This is a genomic window from Devosia sp. (assembly GCF_039927955.1).
In the GTDB taxonomy this organism is placed as follows: Bacteria; Pseudomonadota; Alphaproteobacteria; order Rhizobiales; family Devosiaceae; genus Devosia.
Map to the genome: position 1 here is coordinate 1 of NZ_JBDSUA010000047.1, position 23497 is coordinate 23497.

Genomic DNA, 23497 nt, shown 5'->3' on the forward strand with positions numbered 1-23497 from the left:
CTCCCTCAAGGGGCGAGGGGAAGAGCGAGTCGAGGTCGCGAGGTCCACAATATGCAGGGTTATCTTTGGTTCATCGGGAAGCGCGCATTGCAGCTTCTTGCGGTGATTTTCTTCGGTGTGTCGGCGACGTTTCTGGTGACGCATCTGTCGCCGATCAGTCCGGTTGAAGCAGCGCTTGGGCGCATGACGGCACGGTCCAATTCGGCACCGGAAGCGGTGCAGGCGATGCGGGAGGCGCTGACGGCCATGTATGGCGTCGATCAGCCCATTCTCCAGCAATATGGAAGTTTCTGGGTGCGACTGATGCACGGCGACCTGGGGCCGTCGATGATCGCGTTTCCGACGCCGGCGATGACGCTGGTGATGCGGGCCCTGCCGTGGACCGTCGGGCTTTTGACGGTGTCGATCTTGATCAATTTCCTGGTCGGCAACCTGCTCGGGGCCTTGGCTGGCTACAATCAGAACAGCCGTCTGCTTAAGGGCTTTGGCGTGATCGCCATGGGCCTGCAGCCGATCCCGCAATATATCGTGGCCTTCGTCCTCCTTATCATCTTCGGTTTTCTGTGGCCGGTGCTACCCATTTCGGGCGGCTTCTCGATGGATGTGACCACGGGCTGGACCTGGCAATTTGCCGGCTCGGTGATCGTGCATTCCATATTGCCGGCAGCATCATTGGTGCTGGTCGGGTTTGGCGGCTGGTTCCTCGGCATGCGGGCGCTGGTCAGCAATGTGGTGACGGAAGATTACGTGACCTATGCAGAACTGGCCGGCGTGCAACGCAGCACGATCGTTGGTGGCTATGTGGTCCGCAACGCGCTGGTACCACAGCTGACGGCGCTGGCAATGACACTGGGCGGAGTGTTTTCGGGCACGGTGATCGTGGAGCAGGTGTTCAACTATCCCGGGCTCGGCTCGCTGCTGATCGATGCTGTGGGTGGCGGTGATTTCTCGCTGGTGCTGGCCGTGGGAACAGTCTCGGTGACCGCAGTGGCGGTGGCCATCTTCATCATCGACCTGCTGCACCCCCTTCTCGATCCACGCGTACGGGCGGAGTAAGTCCATGTTTGCCGTATTCCGCGATCTCATTCGCTACAATATCGAATTTGCGATCGGCACGGTGCTGGTGACCGCTATCGTCATCTTCGCGCTGCTGAGCTTCTTTTCGCCGGTCGACACCACGATGATCTATCTGGTGCCGCCGGACATGGCGCCATCGCCGCAATACTGGTTTGGCACCAATTCGCGTGGCCAGGACCTGTTCTGGCAGATGTCCACCGCCATGCGGAACAGTTTGACCTTCGGCATCATCGTGGCGACGCTGAGCCGGGTGATCTCGCTGACGGTGGGGCTGGCGTCGGGCTATATCGGCGGGTGGGTCGACCGGGTGCTGATGTTCGTCAACGACATCTTCGTCGCCGTGCCGATCTTTCCGGTGCTGGTGCTGTTCTATTTCGTATTGCGCAACAATCTCGACAGCCTGACGCTGGCCTTCATCATGGCCGCATTCGGCTGGCCGTTCGACGCACGGCTGATCCGCTCGGTGGCGCTGGGGCTCAAGCACCGTGAGTTCACGCGCCATGCGGTGTTTGCCGGGATGAGCACGCCAAAGATTCTGCTCGAAGAGCATCTGCCCTATGTGATGCCGATCGTGTTCTCGACCTTCATGGCCAATATGCTGTGGTCGATCGGGCTGGAAGTGACGCTGGCGGTGCTGGGCTTCACCAATATCAACAACCCCACCATCGGCACGACGCTCTACTGGGCCAACAATCACTCGGCCATGGTGGTGGGCGTGTGGTGGTGGATTGCCATCCCGGTGGTGCTCATCGTCGTCACGTTCATCGGGCTGTTCCTGCTGGCCGTATCGATGAACGAGTATATCGACCCGCGCAGCCGCCTGCGCCGCATGGGAGCATAGGCCATGACCCAGGACATTCTTACGGTCGAAGGCCTCAAGGCCTATTACCAGATGAGCTATTTCGGCATCGAACGCGAAGTGCGGGCGGTCGACGACATCACCATGACGGTGCGCAAAAACGAGATCTACGGCATTGCCGGGGAAAGCTCGTCGGGCAAGACCTCATTCATCAAGGTGCTGGCGGCTGCCATCAGGCCGCCGATGCGGATCGTTGCCGGATCGGTGAAGTACGATTTCAAGAGCGGGCCGATCGATGTCGCCACCGCCACGCCGGCTGAGATCGAAGCCGTGCGCTGGCGCCGCCTGAGTTACATCATGCAGGGCTCAATGAGTGTACTCAACCCGGTGCGCCGGATCGGCAAGACCTTCGAGGACTTTGCCAAGCGGCCGCTGGGGCTGAGCAGCGAGGCATATCGTGAGCGGGTGCTGAACCACCTGGAACGGCTGAAGTTGCCTGCCGATGTGTTGCGCGCCTATCCCCATGAGCTTTCCGGGGGTATGCGGCAGCGGGTGACCATCGGGCTGGCCACAGTATGCCATCCCGAGTTCGTCATCGCCGATGAGCCGACGACGGCGCTCGACGTGGTGGTGCAGAAGGAAGTGCTGGGACTGATCCGCGAAATCCAGCAGGAGATGGGCTCGTCCGTGGTGTTCGTGACCCACGATATGAGCGTGCATGCCAATATGGCTGACCGCGTCGGCATCATCTATGCTGGCAGACTGGTGGAGGAAGGCCCGACCCGGCAGATGTTCTTCCAGCCAAGGCACCCCTATACGGCGCATCTGGTGGCGAGCCTGCCGCGCATTGGCGACCGGACGCAGCGACCGGCGCTGGAGGGACGTCCGCCAAGCCTTGGCAATCCGCCAGCCGGGTGCCGGTTTCACCCAAGGTGTCCCCTGGCCATCGACAAGTGCAAGATCGAAGTGCCGCCGCTGGAAACCGTGGCAAACGACCATCGTACCGCTTGCTGGCGGTGGAAGGACGTGGAACCGCTGGTCGGCCCACAGGCCGTGCTGGGAGCAATGGCATGACTGCGCTGCTGAACGTCAGCAATGTGTCCAAGACCTTCGTCATGGGTGGATTGCTATCACGCAAGACGGTGCAGGCGGTGGATGATGCCAGCCTGTCGCTGAGCGTCGAGAAGCCGGAGATTTTCACGATCATTGGCGAGAGCGGGTCGGGCAAGACCACACTCGCCCGCATGATCCTGGGGCTGGAACTGCCCACGAGCGGCGAAATCAGTTTCCGCGGCAAGACGGTGAGTCATCGTGTCGGGCGGCAGGAACGGCTGGAGTTCATGGCTAATGTGCAGCCGGTGTTCCAGAACCCGTTCGAGGCGTTCAATCCGCTGAAGCGGATCGACCGGTATCTGGAATCGACGGCAAAGCGGTTCCTGCATCTCAAGAAGCGCGACGACCTCGATGGCGCCATGGATGGCGCTTTGCAGAAGGTCGGGTTGAGCCTTGCCGAGGTGAAAGGGCGCTATCCCCACGAGATGAGCGGCGGGCAATTGCAGCGCGCGGCGATCGCGCGGGCGCTGATCCCCAATCCGCCGCTGCTGGTGGCCGACGAGCCCGTGTCGATGGTGGATGCGTCGCTGCGCATGAGCATTGTCAACCTGCTGAAATCACTGCGCGATGATCTGGGCGTCTCGGTCATCTACATCACCCATGATCTGGCGACGGCGTATTACATTTCCGACCGCCTGATCATCATGCAGCGGGGCCGGATCGTGGAAATGGGCGACGCGCGCACTGTGCTGGATAACCCCGAGCATCCGTATTCCCGCTTGCTCAAGGCCAGCGTGTTGAGCACCGAAGACGCTGGCAGCGGCAAGCTGGCGACCGATCCGGCCATGGTCGAGTTGGCCGGCAGGCTGGTGGGAACACCCAGTTCGCTGGTGTCCAGGCCTGATGGACGCCTGGTGCGGGTCTATTCTTAGAACTTGAGGACAACTGATGAGCGCGCCGATTTACCGCGATCCGATCGAGGACGGCGCAGCCGATCCCACGGTGATCCAGAAACAGGGCACCGATGAATGGTGGATGTTTTACACCAACCGCCGCCCGGCCAGCGCTGGCCCCAATTTCAGCTGGATCCATGGCTCACCCATCGGCATCGCGGTAAGCACCGATGCGGGCGCCAGCTGGCATTATCGCGGCACGGTTGCCGGCCTTGATGCACCGGAGGACATCCCTGGCGGCAACACGCATTGGGCGCCGGAGGTGATCTGGGGCGAGGGGCAATACCACATGTTCCTCAGCTACATTCCCGGCGTGCCCGACAATTGGCCGGGCGTGCCGCGCACCATCACCCATTTTACCAGTCCAGATCTGATCAACTGGACCCGCGTCGGGCCGCTGACGCTGAACAGTCCCCGGGTGATCGACGCTTGCGTGCTCAAATGCCCCGACGGGCTCTGGCGGCTTTGGTACAAGGATGAAAACGGCGGCTCCAGCACCTGGAGTGCCACCAGCCCGGACTTGTTCACCTGGACCCAGGAAGGACTGGTGCTGGCCGGCTCGCCCGATGCACCACCCCATGAGGGTCCAAACGTCTTCGTGCTTGGCGGTTGGCACTGGCTTATCGTGGACGAATGGCGCGGGCAGGGTGCATATCGCTCCCGCGACGCCTTGCACTGGGAACGGCAGGGCCTGATCGGCGAGGTGCCGGGAACGGACCCGATGGATATCCGATACGCCCGCCACGCCGACGTGGTGGTGGTTGGCGAGCATGCGGCTCTGTATTATTTCACCCACCCCAATTGGGATGAGCTCAACGCGGCTGCTGGCCCGCCCGATCGGGCGGCACGCATTACCGTCATTCATCACGCCAGGCTGAGCGTCAAAGACGACACACTGGTGTTCGAGCGCGATATCGCTGCCGGCGTTCCACTACTGGCCAGATCAGCGTCCCGGCCCTGAGCTGGCATCCCGACAACGGCAAACAGCTGCTACCAATTGGCGATGCGGCCGTCGGCAAGAATGGCGTCCATCGCGGGGATGACCTCGGGCGCGAACGGATGGCGGGCGGCGGCGATTTCATCGATTTCGATGCCAAGCCCGGGTGCGTCCGGCACCATCCAGCTGCGGTCCCTGAGCTGCAACGGATGGACCGAGCAGATTTCCTCGAACCACGGCACGATGCCGACCGCTTCTTCCTGGATGACGAAATTGGTGGTCGCGACGTCAAAGTTCAGCGCCACGGCGCCGGCCACCGGCCCCATCGGATTATGCGGGCAAACGCCCATATGCGCCGCCTCGGCAATCGCCGCGATCTTGCGACCGCCGGAAATGCCCATGCAATGGGCCAGATCCGGCTGGATGTAGGTGACGGCGCGCAGCTCGGCCAGTTCGGCAAATTCGCGCGGCATGAACAGCCGTTCCCCGGTCGCCAGGGGACAATGCACCCGCCGCGCGATATCGGCCATCGCCGCCGCGTCGCCAGGCTGGATCACTTCCTCGCAGAACAGCGGTTTGATCGGCGCGATGGCGTTGGTGTAGGCGATCGCTGCATCGAGCGAATCCGGCCTGCCGTGGAAATCCACCATGATGTCGACATCGTCGCCGACCCGCTCGCGCACCGCCGCTGCCAGCTTTTCGGTGTGGCGCACGCTTTGCAGCGGCGCGTCATAGCCGCCATAGGGTACAAAGCCGAGCTTGACCGCGTTATAGCCCATCTCAACGGTGCCCTGCACTGCATCGCAATAAGCGCTGATGTCGGCATTGGGCACCTGAAAGCCCACCGCACCGCGACCCAGATGGGTATAGACCCGCACCTTGTCGCGCACCTTGCCGCCGAGCAGTTGCCAGACGGGCACGCCCAAGGCCTTGCCCTTGATGTCCCAAAGCGCGTGCTCGATGCCGGACGCGGCGGTCATCCCGATCGAGCCGAGCGGCCAGAAGCTGAAGCGGCTCATCCGGTTGGCCAGATGCTCAATATTGCGCGGGTCCTGCCCGATGACGAACGGCGCCAGATCGTCGATGGCGCCTTTGACCGCGCGGGTCTTCCACTCCAGCGTCGCCTCGCCCCAGCCGTGCAGGCCGGGCTGATCGGTCAGCACTTTGACGAAAATCCAGTTGCGATGGATGGCGTTGACGATAACGGTCTCGACAGCAGTGATCTTCACAATGGTCGCTCCCTATTCGATGACATGGGCTTCAAGGTAGTCCCGGTTCATCTCGATCCCCAGGCCCGGCGCCGGGTTGAGCTTGAGCGTGCCGTTGGAATTATCCAGCGGCACGTCGATCAGGTGATCGTACTTGGACAGGTTCCATTCCGAGGTTTCGAGCTTGTAGAAATTGGGCACGGTCATCATCACCTGTGCGCCGGCCACCACATTGATCGGCCCGGCCGCGTCATGGGGCGACACCGGAATGTAATACGCCTCGCATAGCGCCGAGATTTTCTTCAGCTCGGTAATGCCGCCGGTCCAGGTCACGTCGGGCATGATGAAATCGGCCAGTTGACCTTCAAGGATCGGCACAAAGTCCCACTTGGTATGCCCGCGCTCGCCCCACGAGATGGCCGCATTGACCTTGTCACGCACCTGTTTGAGCGCATTGATGCTTTCGGGCGGGCAGGGTTCCTCGAACCAGTCGATATCGCCCGCTTCTTCCAGCGTCCGGCACAGCCGGATCGCCGTCGGTACGTCGAAGCGCCCATGCGCATCGATCAGTACCTCGATATCCGGCCCGGCCGTTTGCCGGATCAATTCGGTCAGCTCTGCCGCCTCGCGCTCGTGCTTGCGGGTCATGGAGCCATCGAGATAGCCATTGCGCTGCTCACGCGCCTGCCCGTTGATGATCAGCCCCTGCTGGGGGAACGGGTCGAACTTGAGCGCGGTGTGGCCGGACTTCACGATGTCCTGGATTTCCGCGATCACCCCTTCTTTGGTGGTGAACTTGCGCTGGTCGGGATGGGTATAAAGCGCGATCTCGTCACGCACCGCGCCGCCCAGCAGCTCATAAATCGGCTTGCCGAGCGCCTTGCCGCGAATGTCCCAGAGCGCAATATCGATGGCGCTGAGGCATTCGGTCGCCGCCCCCCGGCTGCCCATATAGGTGAAGCTACGAAACAGCTTGTGCCAGATCAGTTCGATCCGCGCCGGGTCCTCGCCCACCAGCATGGTGCTGATCTGGCGCAGCATCGCGGTCAGCGCGCGGTTGGCAATCTTGGTGGTGGTGGTGATCTCGCCCCAGCCGGTTATGCCTTCATCAGTGCTGACCTCAACGAACAAGAACTCTCCCCAGTAGGAGGCGTTCGACTTGATCAGCCACGGCCTGACGTTGGTAATCTTCATTTGCTCTGCTTTCCTGGACAACCGTGAATTGCGAAGCGTTCTCGTCGGGCGTTAGCCGGCGCGGGCAGCGCTGGCCGCACGCATTTGTTCCAGGATGTGCTTTCCGGAACCCTCAACATGGCGCGCCACCAGTTCGGCGGCCTTGTCGGCCTCTCCCGCCTTGATGTGGGCGATGAGTTCGCGGTGCTCGCGGATGACCTGTGCTCGCCGGGCCAGCGTAAAATTGAACCGCCGGCTGACCGAGCGAAGGACCTCGCGATGCTTCCACCACAGCTCGGCGGCGTGGCGGTTGTAGTGCCGCTGGTACATTAGCGTGTGGAACCTTGTGTCGAGGTCACTGTGCTTGGTCTGGTCGGCAAAATTGTTGGCCTCGATCTGGGCCTGCAGCGATTCCAGTTCGGCGATGTCCGTTTCGGTTGCCATGCCGACAAACCACCTGGTGAGGGCTGGCTCGATCAGCACGCCAATCTCGTAGATGTCTCGAATGAAGTCCTGATCGATCGGCCGGACGCGCGCGCCGCGATTGCGCGTAAAGATCACAAAACCTTCGCCGCGCAGCAGCTGCAACACCTCGCGCACTGGTGTTGTTGACGAGCCGTGGCGCTGCGCCAGATCGCCCACCACAAGCCGCTCATTGGGTTGCAGGCGTCCCGAGATGATGTCCTCGCGGATCACCTTATAAAGCTGCGCGGCGCTTTCGGTTGAAGCGCCGATCGGGTCGATGCCCGCTGGCGGTGCTGCCTTGTATTCCTTCATGTCGACCGAACCGTTGCCCCTGGATGATCCCGACCGAGCTATATCGTACACAGCTAGCGTCAAACAATATACAATCTGCATAGGTTGACACGCAATTCTCGTTCTGCAACCGTAAGCGGGTCGGAGCAGACTTGGAAAAAGCACTCCGGCCACGAGGGTGGAATCCGCGCAGCTACGGCCGGCGGTCAAACAGGAATTTGGAGGAGTTCAATGACGAGTCTTGATCTCGGCCGCGCGATTGGTCGCGGCATTGCGTTGACGGCCATGGCGACATCGATGCTGTCGTCGTCGGTATTCGCAGCGCCTCCCGTCGACCTCAGCAAGTGGTCGCCGGAATATGTCCGCTCCATTGCGGGTACGGAAGAATTCGACACTGCGGCCGATTGCGGCAAGGTCACCCCGCTCGACTACAAAGGGCATCTGACATTCTGGTATCAGGGCGTGTTCGAGGGCGATCCCGACCTGCTGCGCCAATACTACAAGGACTTTTTCGAGACCTTCCGCAAAACCTACCCCAATATCGAGCTGGAAGAGCAGGCGCTCACTTATAACGACCTGCTCGACAAGTTCCGCACCGCACTGCTCGGCAATGCCGGTCCGATGGTGGTCCGTCTGCAAATCCTGGGTGGCGTAGAATTCGCGTCAAAAGGCTATCTTCAGGAACTCAAGCCTGAAGACGTTGGCTACTCGACCGAAGATTTCTGGCCCGGCGCCATGAAGTCCGACACGTGGGAAGGCAAAACATACGGCATTCCGACCAACAACGAGACCATGGCGTTCATCTGGAATGCCGATGTGTTCAAGCGGGCGGGTCTCGATCCCGAGAAGGCGCCGGCCACCTGGGACGATGTCGTCAAGTATTCCAAGCAGATCCACGATACGTTGGGGATTTCCGGTTACGGACTTGTCGCCCGCAAGAATGCCGGCAATACGCCATACCGCTTCATGCCCCAGCTTTGGGGTTACGGCGGCGGCGTATTCGACGAAGCCTCAGCCAGCCCCACCTACGCCCAGGTCGAACTTAACAGCCCGGCCAGCAAGGCGGCCCTTCAGGCTTCGTACGATATGTACGTGCGCGATAAGTCGGTCCCGGTTTCGGCCCTTACCAACCAGCAGGCCGACAACCAGCCACTGTTCCTCGCCGGCCAGCTCGGCATGATGATCTCGCATCCGTCCGATTATAACGTGATGCTCGATCTACAGAAAAAGGCCACCGGCAGCGATCAGGAAAAAGCGCAGACCGTCATCGACAACATGCGTTACGGCCTGATCCCGACCGGTCCGGACGGCAAGCGCGCCGTCGTGTTCGGCGGCTCCAACATCCACATCCTGAAGCCCGAATATGTTGACGGCGGCAAGGTGGACGAGGCGGCAGCCAAAGCCCTGATCTGCTTCTGGACCAGCCCGGAATGGTCGCTGAAAATGGCCTATGCCGGCTCGAATCCGGGTAACCTCAACGGCTTCAAGACCAAATGGATGAAGGAACGTCTGGACAAGATCAAATTCCTCGACGTCACCACCTCCATGTTGCCTTACGGCGTTCCGTTCCCCGCCCTGCCGGAAACCCCGGAAATCATGAACATCGTCGTGCCCGACATGCTGCAGAATGCCCTGACGGGCGCCATGACAGTGGATCAGGCTGCCGATGACGCTGCCAAGAAGGTGCAGGATATCATGGGCGGCGGCGGCCTCTAGCCAACTGTTAAAACAAGCGCGACCGGCGGCCCTCCCGCCGGTCTTTCTGCCGACAGTTTAAAGGCGCCCCAATGACCACGGTGACAAGCCAGGCCGACGCTCCACGCCCAAAGAACGCGCCGCGTTCCAGCATCCTGCGGCAGGCATGGACCAGTCGCACTGACTATTTGTATGTGCTGCCCGCGATCCTGGTGATGCTCATCGTCATTGCCTATCCGATCTACTACACCATCGATCTGTCATTTTTTAAAACCCCGCCCAGCCTGCAGTTGAAGGACAAGATTTACGTCGGCCTCGACAACTACAAATCGATCCTGAGCAGCGACGTGTTCTGGCGTGTCACCGTCAACACAGTAGTGTGGACCATCGCCTCGACCTTTTTCGCGTTCGTGCTCGGCTTGGGCGCAGCGCTTGCCCTTCACCGCGATTTCATCGGTCGGGGCGTATTGCGTGCCATCCTGATTATCCCGTGGGTGATCAGCGCGGTCGCGGCCTCCTACATCTGGAAGTGGATTTACCACTCCGATTTTGGCGTCATCGGCGCGGTTCTGGTCGGCCTCGGTCTGGCCGACCGTCCGCCCAATTTCATCGACAGCGTCAACACCGTGTTGCCCTCGCTGATCGTCGTCAACGTCTGGCGCGAATTCCCGTTTGCCATGATCATGCTGATGGCCGGCCTGCAAACCGTTCCCGACCAGCTGTTGCGGGCGGCGACCGTGGATGGTGCCAATGCCTGGCAGCGGTTCTGGCACGTCACTTTCCCGCATCTGCGCAGCGTGTCCACCGTGACCTTCCTGCTGCTGGCGGTGTCGAATTTCAATTCCTTCATCATCCCCTGGATCATGACCGGCGGCGGACCATCCAACGCCTCCCACATCTGGATCACCCACATTTATGAGCTGGCCTTCGGGCGTCAGCGCTGGGGCGTGGCGGCGGCCTACTCGGTGCTGCTGTTCATCATCCTGATGACACTGGGCTACTTCTACGTACGGGCGCTGAGTGGCAACGAGCGAAAGGTGCATGGCGCATGACTTCGGTGGCCGACACTGCTGCACGCACTGCGCCAAAATCGCGCAAGCCGATCGACGGCTGGCGCTGGGTCGGCCGCATCTTCCTGCTGCTGATGCTGCTCTACACCGCCGTGCCGATGATCTGGATGCTGCTGACCTCGATCAAGTCGGGCTTTGCCGCCATGCAGTTTCCGCCGCAATGGTGGCCCAATGAGCCGACGCTGGCGAGCTATCAGAAGCTGCTCGACCCCACCAACAGCGTGGGCCAGGACTTCCTGCACTTCTTCTGGAATAGCCTGTATGTTTCGACCGTCACCACGGTGCTGTCGGTCGTCGTGGCGGTCCCCGCCGCCTACGCCTTCTCACGGTTCACCTTTCCGGGGCGCAAGTTCCTGTTCTTTGCCGTGCTGCTGCGCAACATGTTCCCGGCGGTGATCTTCCTTGTGCCGCTGTTTATCCTGATGCGGCTGCTCGGGCTGGTGAATACCCACGGCTCGCTGATCCTGACCTATCTGACCTTCGGCCTGCCGCTGGCCATATGGCTGCTGCGCGGCTTTTACGACAACATCCCGGTCCAGCTCGAACAGGCCGCACGTATCGATGGGGCGACCCGATTCCAGGCATTCATTCTCATCGTCATGCCGCTCTCGGTGCCGGGGATTATCGCCACGGCGATCTACTCCTTCATCGGCGCCTGGAACGAGTACATCTTCGCCTACACGTTCCTCAACAAGAACGACCAACTGACCTTGCCGGTCGGCATCCAGCGGTTTTTCTCTGAAAACACCACGGACTTCCCCGGCCTGATGGCGGCGAGTTTCATGATGAGCGTACCTGTCGTCGTCCTCTTCCTCGTGCTCCAGCGCTATTTCGTACGTGCCCTCACCGAAGGCGCCGTCAAACACTAGAAGGTTAGTTTCATGGCCCACGTGGTGCTTAAAGATCTCGTCAAGACCTATGGCGCCTTCAAAGCTGTCAACGATGTGTCGCTGATGGTCAATGACGGCGAGTTCGTTGCGCTGGTCGGCCCTTCGGGCTGCGGCAAGACCACCACGCTCAATCTGATTGCCGGTCTGATGCCGATCACCTCGGGCGAGATTTCCATCGGCGACCGGGTGGTCAATGACCTTGATCCGAAAGACCGGGACATCGCCATGGTGTTCCAGAACTATGCGCTTTATCCGCAAAAGTCGGTTTATAACAATCTGGCGTTTCCGCTGCAGATGCGAAAGCTGCCGCGCGAGGAAATCGACCGCAAGGTTCGAGAAGCAGCCAAGGTCCTTGATATGACGCATCTGCTGGAGCGCAAGCCGCGCGAGCTATCGGGTGGCCAGCAACAGCGCGTTGCCCTCGGCCGTGCCCTGGTGCGCGATCCGGCGGTGTTCCTGATGGACGAGCCGCTCTCCAATCTCGACGCCAAGCTGCGCGTGCAGATGCGTTCGGAAATCAAGCGCTTTCATCAGGATCTGAAGGCCACCATCATCTATGTCACCCACGACCAGCTTGAAGCCGTGACCATGGCCGACAAGATGGCGGTGATGAACGGCGGGTTCCTGCAGCAATATGACTCGCCGGCGCAGGTGTTCGCCCATCCGGTCAATATGTTCGTGGCCAGCTTCATCGGCAGCCCGGCGATGAGCCTGATCCCGCTTGAGGTTTCCACCGCCAACGGCAACGCCGCGCTGACCGGGGCCGAGGGCTGGAGCCTTGCGCTGTCGCCCCAAAACGCCAGAAAAGTTCAGAACGCCACCACCAGCAAGGTCGTCCTCGGCGCGCGCCACTCCACCATCAAGCTGCACAAGAGTGCGGTCCCCGGCGCGGTCCCGGCCCGGGCCTACACGGTTGAGCCCACCGGCGATGTCACCTTCGTGCAGGCGCTGTTGTCCGGCGCCATCGTCAATATCAGCGTGCCGCCAACCGTGATGGTTGCTCCCGACGAGCAAATCTGGCTCGAATTCGATCAGGAGCGCATGCATCTGTTCGACGGCGCAACGGAAATGGCGCTGAACGCGGAATGAGGCAGGCCAAGCCGCTTATTGAACTTCTGAAATTCTTTCCCTGAGGCACGCATGACCAACACTGGCAATATTACCCGACCACCCAAGGCAATGATTGAAGCGCTCAAGGAAATCGGCGCCGCCACCGTTGCCGGCACCCTTGGGCACATGGGCTACCGAAACCCGCACATGGTGGGGCCGGTGGCCCAGAACCGCGGCCGCTCGATCGTCGGGCCGGCGCTGACGCTACAGTTCCTGCCGCAACGGCCGGACCTGTTCAGCGAGGGCGAATATGCCGATCCCGAAACGCAACTGCACCGGCATGTGCTCTATCACGCGCAGGAAGGCGACGTGGTTGTCGTGGATGCGCGCGGCGACATGAGTTCGGGCGTGTTCGGCGACATGATGTCCACCTACTTCAAGGGCAGGGGCGGCGCGGGCATCGTTATTGACGGCTGCATGCGCGATCGGCCCAATGTCGAAAAACTCGATCTGCCCCTGTGGTTGCGTGGCTGGACGCCGAACTATCATGTCCAGACCAGCATTTACCCCAATGCCGTCAACGTGCCGATTGCCTGCGGTGGCGTCACCGTGATCCCCGGCGACATTATCGTGGCCGACGACGATGGGGTGGTGGTGCTGCCTGTTGCCATGGCGCAGGCGGTGATCGACGAAGCGCAAAAGCATCATGAATGGGAAGAGTTCTCCAGAATAAAGCTCATGGAGGGCGCGCCACTGCAACGCTACTACCCGCTGCATCCAGATGCGAACGGCGAGTACGAAGCGTGGAAAAAGGCCAACGGAAAGTCCTGACGCGTCAGGACGCCATGATTAGCTGGGGCCGCGTTGCGCGCCTCAGCTTTTGGCTGTCACAAAGCCACGAGGTCAGCGAGGCATCGCCCCGCAACGGTGCTGGTATCGCCGAGGTCCAGCACGACACTCATGTGGTTTGCCTGGGCAAGGACCTGGCTGGAGGCTGGAACGCCGGCCGATCTCAAAACCGTCGTGAGTTCGGCACTCTGGCGGTGAAATGGTGCCGTCTCCTGCTCACCGACCAGCAATTCCACACGGCCATTTGACGAATAGCTGCGGCGCGTGGGGGAGAAGCGCTCGACCTCGTCATTGGTCAACGCCAGCACCGGCTGCAGGAACGATGTCTGCAACGGTCGCAGATCGTAAATACCGCTCAGCAGCAGGCTGGCGGTGGGGCTGACCGGCGATTGATCGTCAATCAACGAGCAACAGAGATGGGCACCGGCGGAGTGCCCGGATATGCTGAGGCGCGCCGCATCGCCACCGAGCTCGGCGGCATTGGCAACGAGCCAGACGGCGGCGCGGCGGACTTGATCGACAATCGTCTGCATGCGCACCGTGGGCATCAGGGCGTAATCCATGATGGCGGCAATGCCGCCAGTGGCAACCACGCTATCGGCGATGAACGAAAAGTCCGACTTGCCAAACATCCGCCAATAGCCGCCATGGATGAACAGATGCACCGGGCGGCCTTTTAGCGGTCCGGGTGGTAGGAACAGGTCGAGCCGCTCGGCCGGATCATCACCATAGGCAACGTCCAACCGGCTCGCATGGCGGGCCCGGCTCTCGGTGCTGCGGCTGGAATACACCGCAACGTAGCGGTCAAAGTCCGCGACGTGATCGCGGGTCCGAAACGGGTCTGTTGGCGCTTGATCCATTAAAAGCTCGCCGCGATGTACTTGGCTTCCATGAACTCCAGCACCCCATGAACGCCGCCTTCGCGGCCCAAGCCACTCTGCTTGACGCCGCCGAAGGGCGCCGCCGGATCAGACATCAGGCCTCGATTAAGCGCGATCATGCCCGACTCGATCCGGCTGGCGACCGATAGACCGCGCTTCAAATCGCCGGTGAAGATATAGGCCGCCAGGCCGTATTCAGTATTGTTGGCCGCAGCGATTGCGTCAGCTTCTTCGGCAAAGCGATAGACGGGCGCTACTGGCCCGAAAATCTCCTCAAACGCCATGGCCGCGTCCGCTGGAACCTCGGTCAGCACTGTGGGCGGATAGTAAAACCCCGGCCCCTCTGAGCGCTGTCCACCCAAGGCCACCTTGGCGCCTTTGGTCGTGGCGTCGGCCACCAGCGCATTGATCTTGTCGACGGCCTTGCGCGTAATCATCGGCCCGCATTCCGTCTGCGGATCGGTGCCCGGTCCGACCTTGAGCGCGCCCATCCGCGCCACCAGCCCGGCAACAAACCGGTCATAGATGCCGTCCTGCACATAAAATCGGTTGGCCGCTGTACACGCCTCGCCGGCATTGCGCATCTTGGCGACCATGGCGCCGTCCAGCGCAGCGTCCAGGTCAGCATCGTCGAACACCAGGAAGGGGGCATTGCCGCCCAGTTCCATCGAACAGCTCAGCACGGTCTTTGCCGCCTCTGCCAACAGGGTGCGACCGACGCCGGTCGAGCCGGTGAACGAGAGTTTACGCACCCGTGGATCATTGAGCATGGCACCTGTGACCGGCCCGGGAGTGGACGTGGTGATGACGTTGACCACGCCATGGGGCACGCCCGCTTCCTGATAGAGTTCTGCCAGTGCGTAAGCCGTCAGCGGTGTCTCGCTGGCCGGCTTGAGCACCACGGTGCAGCCGGCAGCCAGCGCTGGCGCGATCTTGCGGGTGGCCATCGCAGCGGGGAAATTCCACGGCGTGATCAGCACCGCGATGCCGATCGGTTCGTAATCCACCAGAATGCGATTGTTGCCGGAGGGCGCAGTGCGGAATTCCCCGCCGATCCGCACGGTTTCCTCGGCGTACCAGCGGAAGAATTCGGCGGCATAGCTGACTTCGCCACGGGCATCGGTCAGCGATTTGCCGTTCTCGAGCGAAATCAGGGTCGCCAGTTCTTCGTGCCGTTCGGTCATCAGCGCAAAACAGCGCTGCAGGATTTCCGCGCGCTTTCGCGGCGCTGTTGCCCGCCACCTGGGCGCCGCAGCCGCTGCCGCATCCACCGCCGCAATGGCATCGGCAACAGTGGCGTCTGCGACTGTCGCCAGCACCCGTTCTGTCGAAGGGTCCACCACAGCGATACCGCCGCGAGGCGACCATTTCCCCCCGATGAACAGACCGCGTGCATGCCGCGAACAGTCGATTGCGGCAGGAGCAGACAGGGTGGCTGCGGCGTTCATTACAGTGTCCTTATTCGGCAAGCGCGCGATTGCCGGTAAACGCTGCCTGTATCAGGCGGCTCATCGCGGCGGCGTCGATCGGACGGGGGTTGTTGTCGATCAGGCGTCCGATGGTCAGGGCCTGGGCGGCGATCCAGTCCAGCCGGTCGGCCTTCACGCCCAGGGCTTCAAGATTTAGCGGAATGCCGATGGCGGCAAACAGCTCGGCCACCCGCTCGATTGCGGCATCGGCCAATTCGGCCTCGCTGTCCCCTGTCAGATCCATGGCGCGGGCGATCGCGGCGAGTTCCGGCAGGCACGTCTTGCGGTTATAAGTCATCACATAAGGCAGCAGGCAGGCCACGCCCAACCCATGGGCGGTGTGAGTATCGGCACCGATCGGGTACTGTATGGCATGGGCTGCAGCGGTGCCCGCCGTGCCGAATGCAGCACCGGCGGCCATCGCCCCCATCATGACATTGGCCCGTGCAGCCGCATCATCGGCATTGGTGACGGCCCGTTCCAGGCTCCGGTTGAGCAGGCCCAGGGCCATGAGCGCAAAGTGATCGCTGAGCGCGTTCTTGCCAACAAATACGCGCGTCTGGGTCAGGTCAGCGCCGGGTTCGCGCCGAATGGCCATGAAGGCTTCGATAGCGTGGGTGATTGCGTCCGCGCCTGCTATTGCGGTCAGGCTGGGCGGGCAGGTGCTGGTCAGTTCGGGATCGCAGATGGCAGCGTGCGGGATCAGGAATGGGCTCGAAATCCCCACCTTGAGCGCGCGGTCCGGATCGGACAACACCGCAACCGGTGTCACTTCCGAGCCGGTCCCGGCGGTGGTAGGCACCGCAATGACGGGCAGGATCGGTCCCGGAACCTTCAACTCGCCATAGTAATCCTGCGGCTTGCGGCCATGGGTAAGCAGCAGTGCGACGCATTTTGCCAGATCAAGGCAACTGCCACCACCAATGCCGATCACCAGTTCCGGCGCGAACGCGCGAGCGGCGTCAGCCGAGGTCGCACACGATGAGCACGGCACGTCTGGCAACACGCTGGAATCGACCTGAACCGTCAGCCCCGCAGCGCGCAGATCGGCCAGCATTTCAGCAAAGACCGGCTCGCTCGCGAGCCGCGCGTCGGTGCACACCAGGGCGCGGGCGCCCAGCCGGCGGGCAATCGTGCCAAGCGAGCGCCGTTGGCCCGCCCCGAACACAACCTCGCGGGGCATTCTGATAGCAGCGAAAAGGCTCATGGCTGGCTGTCCTGCAAGGAGATGGCTGACGATTGGGTCCAAAGGCCTATCACGCCGTCGGGCAGCCAGATGATCCAAATTCCCATCCTGGATGTCTGTGGTCTCATTTCACATCCGATATCATATACGATTGCATGGGTCGCAACATCGTGTTAGCCAAGGTGCATTGTCAAGGGGCAAACATGGCACGGCAGGCTCTAAACGCTGAGACGAAAGTGGAGGGGGCTGCTGCTGTGGCGCTGTCCATCCCACGGCCGACAAGTCTCGCCAACGAAGTTTATGAAGCCATCTTCTCGCAACTGATGGCGCTCAAGATCGCCCCGGGGTCCCGCATCACGGTGGACAACCTGTCGCGTGAACTTGGCGTGTCGCAGACCCCGATCCGGGAAGCCCTGGGGCGGCTCGAAGGGGAGGGGCTGGTGCGAAAGACCCATCTCATCGGCTTCAGCGCAGCGCCGCAGATTTCAGCGCAGCAGTTCGCCGAACTTTATGAACTTCGCCTGCAACTGGAACCCAACGCGGCGCGGCGTGCCGTGGCGCAACTGACGCCGGCAACGCTTGATAGCCTGACGCAAGCCGCCGGTGTGATGGCCCGACGGGCCAAATCCGGCGACGAACGTGCCCGCTATTCCCAATTCGCCCGCCAGGACGCCGTGTTCCATGACATGGTTCTGCAATCGGCCGGCAACGAGTTGATCCGCGAAATGCTGGCGCACCAGCACGTGCACTTCCACATTTTTCGCCTGATGTTCCATTCCCGCGTCACCGAGGAAGCGCTGGCCGAACACGAGGCAATCATTTCCGCGTTCGAGGCCCGCGATGCCGACGCTGCCGAACGGGCCATGCGCCTGCACATCGAGCGTTCCCGTGATCGCCTGCTGCCGGTTTTCGAATGAACCAGGTTCAGCCGACAAATATCCTTCACTGAATTGCCATTCTCACGGTCACCGGGCCGGTTCGAGCCGGCCCTGACCCTCATGCACTGGAGACTGAAATGCCTGGTAAAAAAATTCTGATGCTGGTCGGTGAATTCACCGAGGAGTACGAAATCTTTGTGTACCAGCAGGCCATGGAAGCTGTCGGGCATACCGTGCACTGCGTTTGTCCTGACAAAAAGGCCGGCGACATCATCGCCACCTCGCTGCATGATTTCGAGGGTCATCAGACCTATACCGAAAAGCCGGGCCACAATTTCCAGATCAACAAGTCGTTCGACGAGGTCAATCTGGACCAGTACCACGCCGTGTATTGCGCCGGCGGACGCGGCCCGGAATACATCCGCACCGACAAGCGCGTGCAGGCCATGGTCCGGCACTTCCACGAGACCAAGAAGCCGATTTTCACTATCTGCCACGGCGTTCAGATTCTGGTCGCGGTGGATGGCGTCGTTCGCGGCAAGAAGGTTGCGGCCCTCGCCGCCTGTGAGCCCGAAGTGACGCTGGCCGGCGGCACCTATATCGACCTCACCCCGACCCAGGCCTATGTCGACGGCACCATGGTTTCGGCCAAGGGCTGGACGGCGCTCGCGGCTTTTATCCGCGAATGCCTCAAGGTCCTCGGCACCGAAATCAAGCACGCCGACTGAATATAGGGGCTGGCTTTGCCGGCCCCATTTTTTCGCCTAGCCCTTGACCGCGCCGCCAGTCAGCCCGGAAATGATGTAGCGCTGGGCCAGCAGGAAAAACGCCACCGCTGGCAAGATGGTCAGCGTCAGGTAGGCCAAGATCTTGGGCCAGTCGGAGCCGTGTTCGCCCTGGAACTGCATGATGCCGAGCGGCCAGGTGTAGTTGGCGTCCGAGTTCAGGGCGATCAGCGGTAACAGGAAGCTGTTCCAGCTGCCGACGAAGTTGAACACACCCACCGTCGCAATGATCGGCAGGCTGAGCGGCAGCGTCACATACCAGTAGATGCGCAGGTAGCCGCAATTGTCGAGACGCGCCGCGTCCACCAGTTCCTTGGGCAACTGCTTGAAGAAATTGTGGAACAGCAGGATGGAAAAGCTGAGGCTGAACGCCACCTGCACCACGATGATGCCGAGATGTTTATCGAGCAGTCCAAGATCCCGCATCTTGATGAACAGCGGCAGGATTGCAGTGGCAGACGGGAACAGCAGCCCCAGCAGCAGGAAATTCATCAGCAGCTTGCTGCCAAAAAAGCGGATGTGGGCGAAGGCAAACGCCGTCATCGAGGCCAGCAGGATGCTGAGCGCCACGGTCGCCAGGGCGATAAACAGCGAGTTGCCCAGCGACCTGAACAGGCTGGGGCCCATGACAATGCCGACGAAATTGCTCGGGTCCCAGGTTTGCGGCAGCCCGAACGGGTTGGTGCGCAATTCGCCAACGCTTTTGAAGCCGCCCAGCAGGGTGGTGTAGAACGGCACGATGATAAAGGCTGCGACCAGCGCCAGCGTCAACCATTGGACCAGCGAGATCGACGGCCGTTTCCGGCGTTTGGGGCGAACTGTCGGCGTGGCGGACAGTTGCTTGGGCCCGTTGAGCGCGGTTTCGGTCATTGGTCCGCCTCCTTGGAGAACAGCACCCGCCGGTACACCATTGCGACGATGACACAGGCGATGCAGAGCAACACACTGACGGCGGCACCAAAGCCGATTTTCATGCGCAGGATGCCGAACGCGTAAAGAAAACTGACGATGGTGTGACTGGAGTTTGACGGGCCGCCATTGGTGAGCGGGATGATCATGTCGAACAGTTGCAGTGCCCCGGTGATCGAAAAGAACACGGAAATGACGATCGACGACCAGATCATCGGGATCTTGATGTAGCGCACGATCTGCCACTTCTTGACGCCGTCCAGCCTTGCCGCCTCGATCACCTCACTGGGGATCGACTGCAGGCCCGCGATATAGATCATCATGTGAAAGCCGAAATATTTCCACACAATCACCAGCATGATCGCCGGGATGACCCAGAGCTTGTCGGCCAGCAGGAACGGCAACTTGGTGTGGAGGGCGTCGCCGATGTGCGGCACCAGGCCGTAATTGCCGTCATAGACGAACTTCCAGATCAGGCCGGCAGCAATTTCGGCCAGCATATAGGGCAAAAAGAACAGCGTCCGTATCCAGGCCACGCCGCGCGCCCGTTCAGCCAGAGCGATGGAGACCCAGAGCGCAAGCGGCAATTGGATCAGCAGCGATGCCGCGACCACCAGCAGGCTGTTGCGGACGGATGTCGCAAAATTACGATGGGTGAGCACGTCGACATAGTTGTCGAAGCCGACGAAGTCAGTCACCGGACCGTAGCCGGTCCACTGAAAAAACGAATAGGTCGCCGCGTCAACCATCGGCAGCGCCACGAAGGTGACGAACAGGATCAGCGATGGCGGCAGCAGCAGCAGCAGTGGGATCAGGCTTCTGCGGTCCATATAGCGTCTGCGGCGCACGTTCTGCACCGGGATCGACTGCACTTCGGTCGTTGCCATGCTTGTCAAATCGCTCAACCTTTCAAGCAGTCGATATTAGTCCAGATCATCGGCGGGCAGCGCAGGGCCGCCCGCCGGATCAGTTTCGGCAAGACTACTTGCTGTCCACTGCATCCTTGATCTGATCGGCAGCGTCCTGAGCGGTGATTTCATTGGCAGCCAGTTCAGCGGAAACGTCGTTCACAACGCCGCCGACCTGAGGCCCAAGCATCTGGTCGAAGAACAGGGCATGCCAGTGGGCGCCGTTGATATCCTTGGCCACCTGGATCTTGAACGGGTTGGTCATGCCATCCGCCGAACCCTTGGTGATCGGGATATAGAAGCCGGCATCGGCAAAGCGCTTCTGCACCTCGCTCGAATTGTACCATTCGAGGAACTTCACCGATTCATCGGAGGCGTTCTTGCTGAACAGGTAGCCGGACAGACCGCCGAGTGTGTCAGTTGGATCGCCTTTGCCACCCTCGATCGTGGGGAAGGGGAGGATGCCGAGGTCTTCATCGGGGATGCCGGCCTTGGACGCCGAATTATCCTTCATCGCGCCGTAGTCCCAGTCGCCCATCAGATGCATGGCGGCCTTGCCGTCACCAAAGTAACCCGAGGCGTCGCCATAAGACGCGGCCTGGAAGCCTTCCTGCCATGGGCTGAGCGCCGCAAGCTGCAGGAACATGTCGCCGGCCTTGACGAAATCGGCACCGGCAAAACCGTCGCCTTCGCCAGCGGCAGCGGCGTTAAAGCCGTCCTGACCGGCGAGACGAACCACCAGCTTGCTCCACCAGAAGTGGGCTGGCCATTTATCCTTGCCACCGAGTGCAAACGGCGTGATGCCGGCGTCCTTGAATTTCTGCACGCCCGCCAGGAAACCATCCCAGGTTGCAAGGCTTGCCGGATCGACGCCGGCTTGGGTGAAGAGCTTTTTGTTGTACCAGATCACCACTTCCGCCACGTCGCGGGCCATGCCGTAGATATGACCGTCACGCGTGAACGCTGCCACGCCAGCACTCCCCTGGGCGTCCTTGGCCTCCTGGGAAATGATCCCTTCGATCGGACGAAGCACGCCGGCCTTGGCCTGCTCGGTCAACACGCCGCCACCCCAGGAGTGGAAAATGTCGGGCGCGTCGCTCGATTGCAGCAGCGTCGTGAGCTTGGCCTTGAAGGCCTCGTTCTCGAGGAACGGCAATTCGATCGTCACGCCAGGATGGGCTGCTTCATATTCGGCCACGGCCTGCTTCATCAGCTCGACCTCGGCAGGGATCGAGGCAATATTCAGATATTTCACAGTCGTTTGCGCATGGACTGGTCCGGCGACCAAAATGCCCAGCGCTGCGGCAAGCGCTAAAAGCTTCATTGATGTCCTCCTCAGGTGGACGCGGGCCGCCATTTTTGGTCGTTCCCACGGTGCGCCCTGCCTTTGGCATCGGCGCCCAATCTTTTTAAGCAGCCTGAACTATTTCGACAAGCAAAATAGCTGTACGTACCTCATGATTGGCGAGATTTATGATATTCACCAGTAAATACAATGCAATAGCTGGAAACCTGCCTACTCTTGCAATTGCTCCAGTTCTCGGCTTAATGAATGTAACAGACAAAAAGCGGTCGTCACAAAATGCTGACAGGCCGAGCGAGGATCTACAGGCTAAATGTGTTGACCCGCAACCGATTGCGCGGGGGAGCGGCGCGTTTCAAGAGGATTGAGTGAATGTCGGTGGCCGGAAACAGCCCGCACAAATCGGCGATATTCTCGGCCTGAAGCAGAGCAATTTGAGTGGTGTTCTTGGGGGCGATCGTGAGTCTGGTGGTGTATTTGATAGCCACCGATCGGCTGACAATAATCAACAACACCAACGAAACGGGCGCTTGAAGGCGCGCTGGGTTTGGGAGGCGACGATGGCAGGCGTTCAACTGCGTGGGATTACCAAGAGTTTCGGTTCGGTGCCGGTGCTTCATGGTGTCGATCTTGATGTTGAAGATGGCGAGTTCGTGGTCTTTGTCGGGCCGTCCGGCTGCGGAAAATCCACCTTGTTGCGCATCATCTCCGGCCTCGACGAGCCGACCGGTGGACAGGTCACGATCGGCGGCGAGGATGTAACCGACCACGATCCTGCCGAGCGTGGCGTTGCCATGGTGTTCCAATCTTATGCGCTCTATCCGCACATGACGGTCGAGCAGAATATGGGCTTCGGCCTGCGCATGGGCGGCATGCCGCGCGAAGACGTAGCGACACGGACTGCCCACGCCGCCCGCATCCTTGATCTTGAGCCACTGCTTGATCGCAAGCCGCGCCAGCTGTCGGGTGGTCAGCGCCAGCGCGTCGCTATCGGCCGCGCTATCGTGCGTCAGCCCAAGGCATTCCTGTTCGACGAGCCACTCAGCAATCTCGATGCCGAGTTGCGAGTGCAGATGCGCATCGAGATCGCCAAGCTGCATCAGGATCTGGGCGCCACCATGATCTATGTCACCCATGACCAGGTCGAGGCGATGACGCTGGCGGACAAGATCGTCGTGCTCCGCGATGGCCGCATCGAGCAGCAGGGCACGCCGATCGAACTCTACGATAACCCGCACAATGTGTTTGTCGCTGGCTTCATCGGCTCACCACGGATGAACTTTCTGGATGGCGAGATCGTCGCGGTCAACGGACGGCAGGTGGAACTGCGCCTTGCCGAATTCCCGGGGCCAGGGATTCCCGTTTTGACGCAGACCGGCAACGCCAAACTCGGCGACAGGGTCAGCTTGGGCGTTCGGCCGGAACACTTCGTCGATGCCGCTGACGCACAGATCAAGCTGACCGCCCGGCCTCTGGTAGTCGAGCGACTGGGCGGGGTGTCCTACGTCTATGCCCTTGGCAATAACGGCGCGCAAATCAACATCCAGCAGCGCGGACACTCCAGCATGTCGACGGATCGCGACGCCGAATTCGGCATCGATCCGGCAACCTGTTTCGTTTTTGACGCTGCGGGCCTGCGGGTCTAACGCCTGCGACTGGAAAGGCACT

Annotated in this window: 23 protein-coding genes; 13 read left to right on the top strand and 10 right to left on the bottom strand. The window is 61.1% G+C overall.

Going from position 1 to position 23497, the window contains the following annotated elements; translation table 11 throughout:
• Window positions 1-51 precede the first annotated feature (51 nt).
• From ABIT12_RS12480 to ABIT12_RS12500, 5 genes are read left to right on the top strand one after another with little or no spacing between them, the layout of a single operon-like run.
• Window positions 52-1056 (top strand): ABC transporter permease, encoded by a 1005-nt coding sequence (locus ABIT12_RS12480; protein WP_348046157.1) that lies wholly within the window; start codon window positions 52-54, stop codon window positions 1054-1056.
• A gap of 4 nt (window positions 1057-1060) precedes the next feature.
• Window positions 1061-1918, top strand: a complete 858-nt coding sequence (locus ABIT12_RS12485) for an ABC transporter permease (protein ID WP_348046159.1) — start codon at window positions 1061-1063, stop codon at window positions 1916-1918.
• Between the two features lie 3 nt (window positions 1919-1921).
• Window positions 1922-2950, top strand: a complete 1029-nt coding sequence (locus tag ABIT12_RS12490) for an ABC transporter ATP-binding protein (protein WP_348046161.1) — start codon at window positions 1922-1924, stop codon at window positions 2948-2950.
• On the top strand, window positions 2947-3861 hold the full coding sequence (locus tag ABIT12_RS12495; protein ID WP_348046163.1) for an ABC transporter ATP-binding protein: 915 nt from the start codon (window positions 2947-2949) through the stop codon (window positions 3859-3861). The genes ABIT12_RS12490 and ABIT12_RS12495 overlap by 4 nt, the downstream gene beginning before the upstream one ends.
• 16 nt (window positions 3862-3877) lie before the next feature.
• Complete coding sequence (locus ABIT12_RS12500; RefSeq protein WP_348046164.1) at window positions 3878-4843, top strand: hypothetical protein; 966 nt, start codon at window positions 3878-3880, stop codon at window positions 4841-4843.
• Between the two features lie 29 nt (window positions 4844-4872).
• Here the strand turns inward: ABIT12_RS12500 and ABIT12_RS12505 are convergent, their stop codons facing one another.
• The 3 genes from ABIT12_RS12505 to ABIT12_RS12515 are packed head-to-tail and all read right to left on the bottom strand — an operon-like array spanning window position 4873 to window position 7977.
• Window positions 4873-6048 carry an enolase C-terminal domain-like protein gene (locus ABIT12_RS12505; protein ID WP_348046166.1) on the bottom strand — a complete coding sequence of 392 codons (1176 nt, stop codon included), beginning with the start codon at window positions 6046-6048 and terminating at the stop codon, window positions 4873-4875.
• 12 nt (window positions 6049-6060) lie between these two features.
• Complete coding sequence (locus ABIT12_RS12510; RefSeq protein WP_348046168.1) at window positions 6061-7221, bottom strand: mandelate racemase/muconate lactonizing enzyme family protein; 1161 nt, start codon at window positions 7219-7221, stop codon at window positions 6061-6063.
• A gap of 51 nt (window positions 7222-7272) precedes the next feature.
• A complete protein-coding gene (locus ABIT12_RS12515) occupies window positions 7273-7977 on the bottom strand; it encodes a GntR family transcriptional regulator (protein ID WP_348046171.1) in 705 nt (234 codons plus the stop codon).
• 210 nt (window positions 7978-8187) lie between these two features.
• On the opposite strand from ABIT12_RS12515, the gene ABIT12_RS12520 reads away from it, so the two are divergent.
• The 5 genes from ABIT12_RS12520 (at window position 8188) to ABIT12_RS12540 (ending at window position 13492) form a co-directional block, all read left to right on the top strand.
• Window positions 8188-9672: a sugar ABC transporter substrate-binding protein gene (locus ABIT12_RS12520; protein ID WP_348046175.1), complete on the top strand. Its 1485-nt coding sequence runs from the start codon at window positions 8188-8190 to the stop codon at window positions 9670-9672.
• Between the two features lie 71 nt (window positions 9673-9743).
• Window positions 9744-10703 carry a sugar ABC transporter permease gene (locus ABIT12_RS12525; protein ID WP_348046177.1) on the top strand — a complete coding sequence of 320 codons (960 nt, stop codon included), beginning with the start codon at window positions 9744-9746 and terminating at the stop codon, window positions 10701-10703.
• Window positions 10700-11590, top strand: a complete 891-nt coding sequence (locus tag ABIT12_RS12530; protein WP_348046179.1) for a carbohydrate ABC transporter permease — start codon at window positions 10700-10702, stop codon at window positions 11588-11590. The genes ABIT12_RS12525 and ABIT12_RS12530 overlap by 4 nt, the downstream gene beginning before the upstream one ends.
• 12 nt (window positions 11591-11602) lie before the next feature.
• Entirely contained in the window at window positions 11603-12700 is a 1098-nt protein-coding gene (locus ABIT12_RS12535) for an ABC transporter ATP-binding protein (RefSeq protein WP_348046181.1), read from the top strand.
• A 51-nt stretch (window positions 12701-12751) separates the two neighbouring features.
• Window positions 12752-13492, top strand: a complete 741-nt coding sequence (locus tag ABIT12_RS12540; protein ID WP_348046183.1) for a ribonuclease activity regulator RraA — start codon at window positions 12752-12754, stop codon at window positions 13490-13492.
• A gap of 56 nt (window positions 13493-13548) precedes the next feature.
• Here ABIT12_RS12540 and ABIT12_RS12545 read toward each other — a convergent pair whose 3' ends face one another.
• From ABIT12_RS12545 to ABIT12_RS12555, 3 genes are read right to left on the bottom strand one after another with little or no spacing between them, the layout of a single operon-like run.
• A complete protein-coding gene (locus ABIT12_RS12545) occupies window positions 13549-14370 on the bottom strand; it encodes an alpha/beta hydrolase (RefSeq protein ID WP_348046185.1) in 822 nt (273 codons plus the stop codon).
• Entirely contained in the window at window positions 14370-15839 is a 1470-nt protein-coding gene (locus tag ABIT12_RS12550) for an NAD-dependent succinate-semialdehyde dehydrogenase (protein ID WP_348046187.1), read from the bottom strand. The genes ABIT12_RS12545 and ABIT12_RS12550 overlap by 1 nt, the downstream gene beginning before the upstream one ends.
• Before the next feature lie 10 nt (window positions 15840-15849).
• Window positions 15850-17067 (bottom strand): iron-containing alcohol dehydrogenase, encoded by a 1218-nt coding sequence (locus ABIT12_RS12555; protein ID WP_348046189.1) that lies wholly within the window; start codon window positions 17065-17067, stop codon window positions 15850-15852.
• A 233-nt stretch (window positions 17068-17300) separates the two neighbouring features.
• Between ABIT12_RS12555 and ABIT12_RS12560 the strand changes: the two genes are divergently transcribed.
• Window positions 17301-17963, top strand: a complete 663-nt coding sequence (locus tag ABIT12_RS12560; RefSeq protein ID WP_348046191.1) for a GntR family transcriptional regulator — start codon at window positions 17301-17303, stop codon at window positions 17961-17963.
• 98 nt (window positions 17964-18061) lie between these two features.
• Complete coding sequence (locus ABIT12_RS12565) at window positions 18062-18652, top strand: DJ-1/PfpI family protein (protein WP_348046193.1); 591 nt, start codon at window positions 18062-18064, stop codon at window positions 18650-18652.
• A 36-nt stretch (window positions 18653-18688) separates the two neighbouring features.
• Here the strand turns inward: ABIT12_RS12565 and ABIT12_RS12570 are convergent, their stop codons facing one another.
• The 4 genes from ABIT12_RS12570 to ABIT12_RS12585 all read right to left on the bottom strand — a co-directional run bounded on the left by ABIT12_RS12570 (window position 18689) and on the right by ABIT12_RS12585 (window position 22347).
• A complete protein-coding gene (locus ABIT12_RS12570) occupies window positions 18689-19579 on the bottom strand; it encodes a carbohydrate ABC transporter permease (RefSeq protein WP_348046195.1) in 891 nt (296 codons plus the stop codon).
• On the bottom strand, window positions 19576-20505 hold the full coding sequence (locus tag ABIT12_RS12575) for a sugar ABC transporter permease (protein WP_348046197.1): 930 nt from the start codon (window positions 20503-20505) through the stop codon (window positions 19576-19578). Before ABIT12_RS12575 ends, ABIT12_RS12570 begins: the two co-directional genes overlap by 4 nt.
• Before the next feature lie 94 nt (window positions 20506-20599).
• On the bottom strand, window positions 20600-21850 hold the full coding sequence (locus ABIT12_RS12580; RefSeq protein WP_348046199.1) for an extracellular solute-binding protein: 1251 nt from the start codon (window positions 21848-21850) through the stop codon (window positions 20600-20602).
• Between the two features lie 281 nt (window positions 21851-22131).
• Window positions 22132-22347: a hypothetical protein gene (locus ABIT12_RS12585; protein ID WP_348046201.1), complete on the bottom strand. Its 216-nt coding sequence runs from the start codon at window positions 22345-22347 to the stop codon at window positions 22132-22134.
• A 42-nt stretch (window positions 22348-22389) separates the two neighbouring features.
• Here ABIT12_RS12585 and ABIT12_RS12590 point away from each other — a divergent pair, with 42 nt between their 5' ends.
• The gene (locus ABIT12_RS12590; protein WP_348046203.1) at window positions 22390-23475 is read left to right on the top strand and encodes an ABC transporter ATP-binding protein; all 1086 of its coding nucleotides are present in this window, start codon (window positions 22390-22392) and stop codon (window positions 23473-23475) included.
• Window positions 23476-23497: the final 22 nt, after the last annotated feature.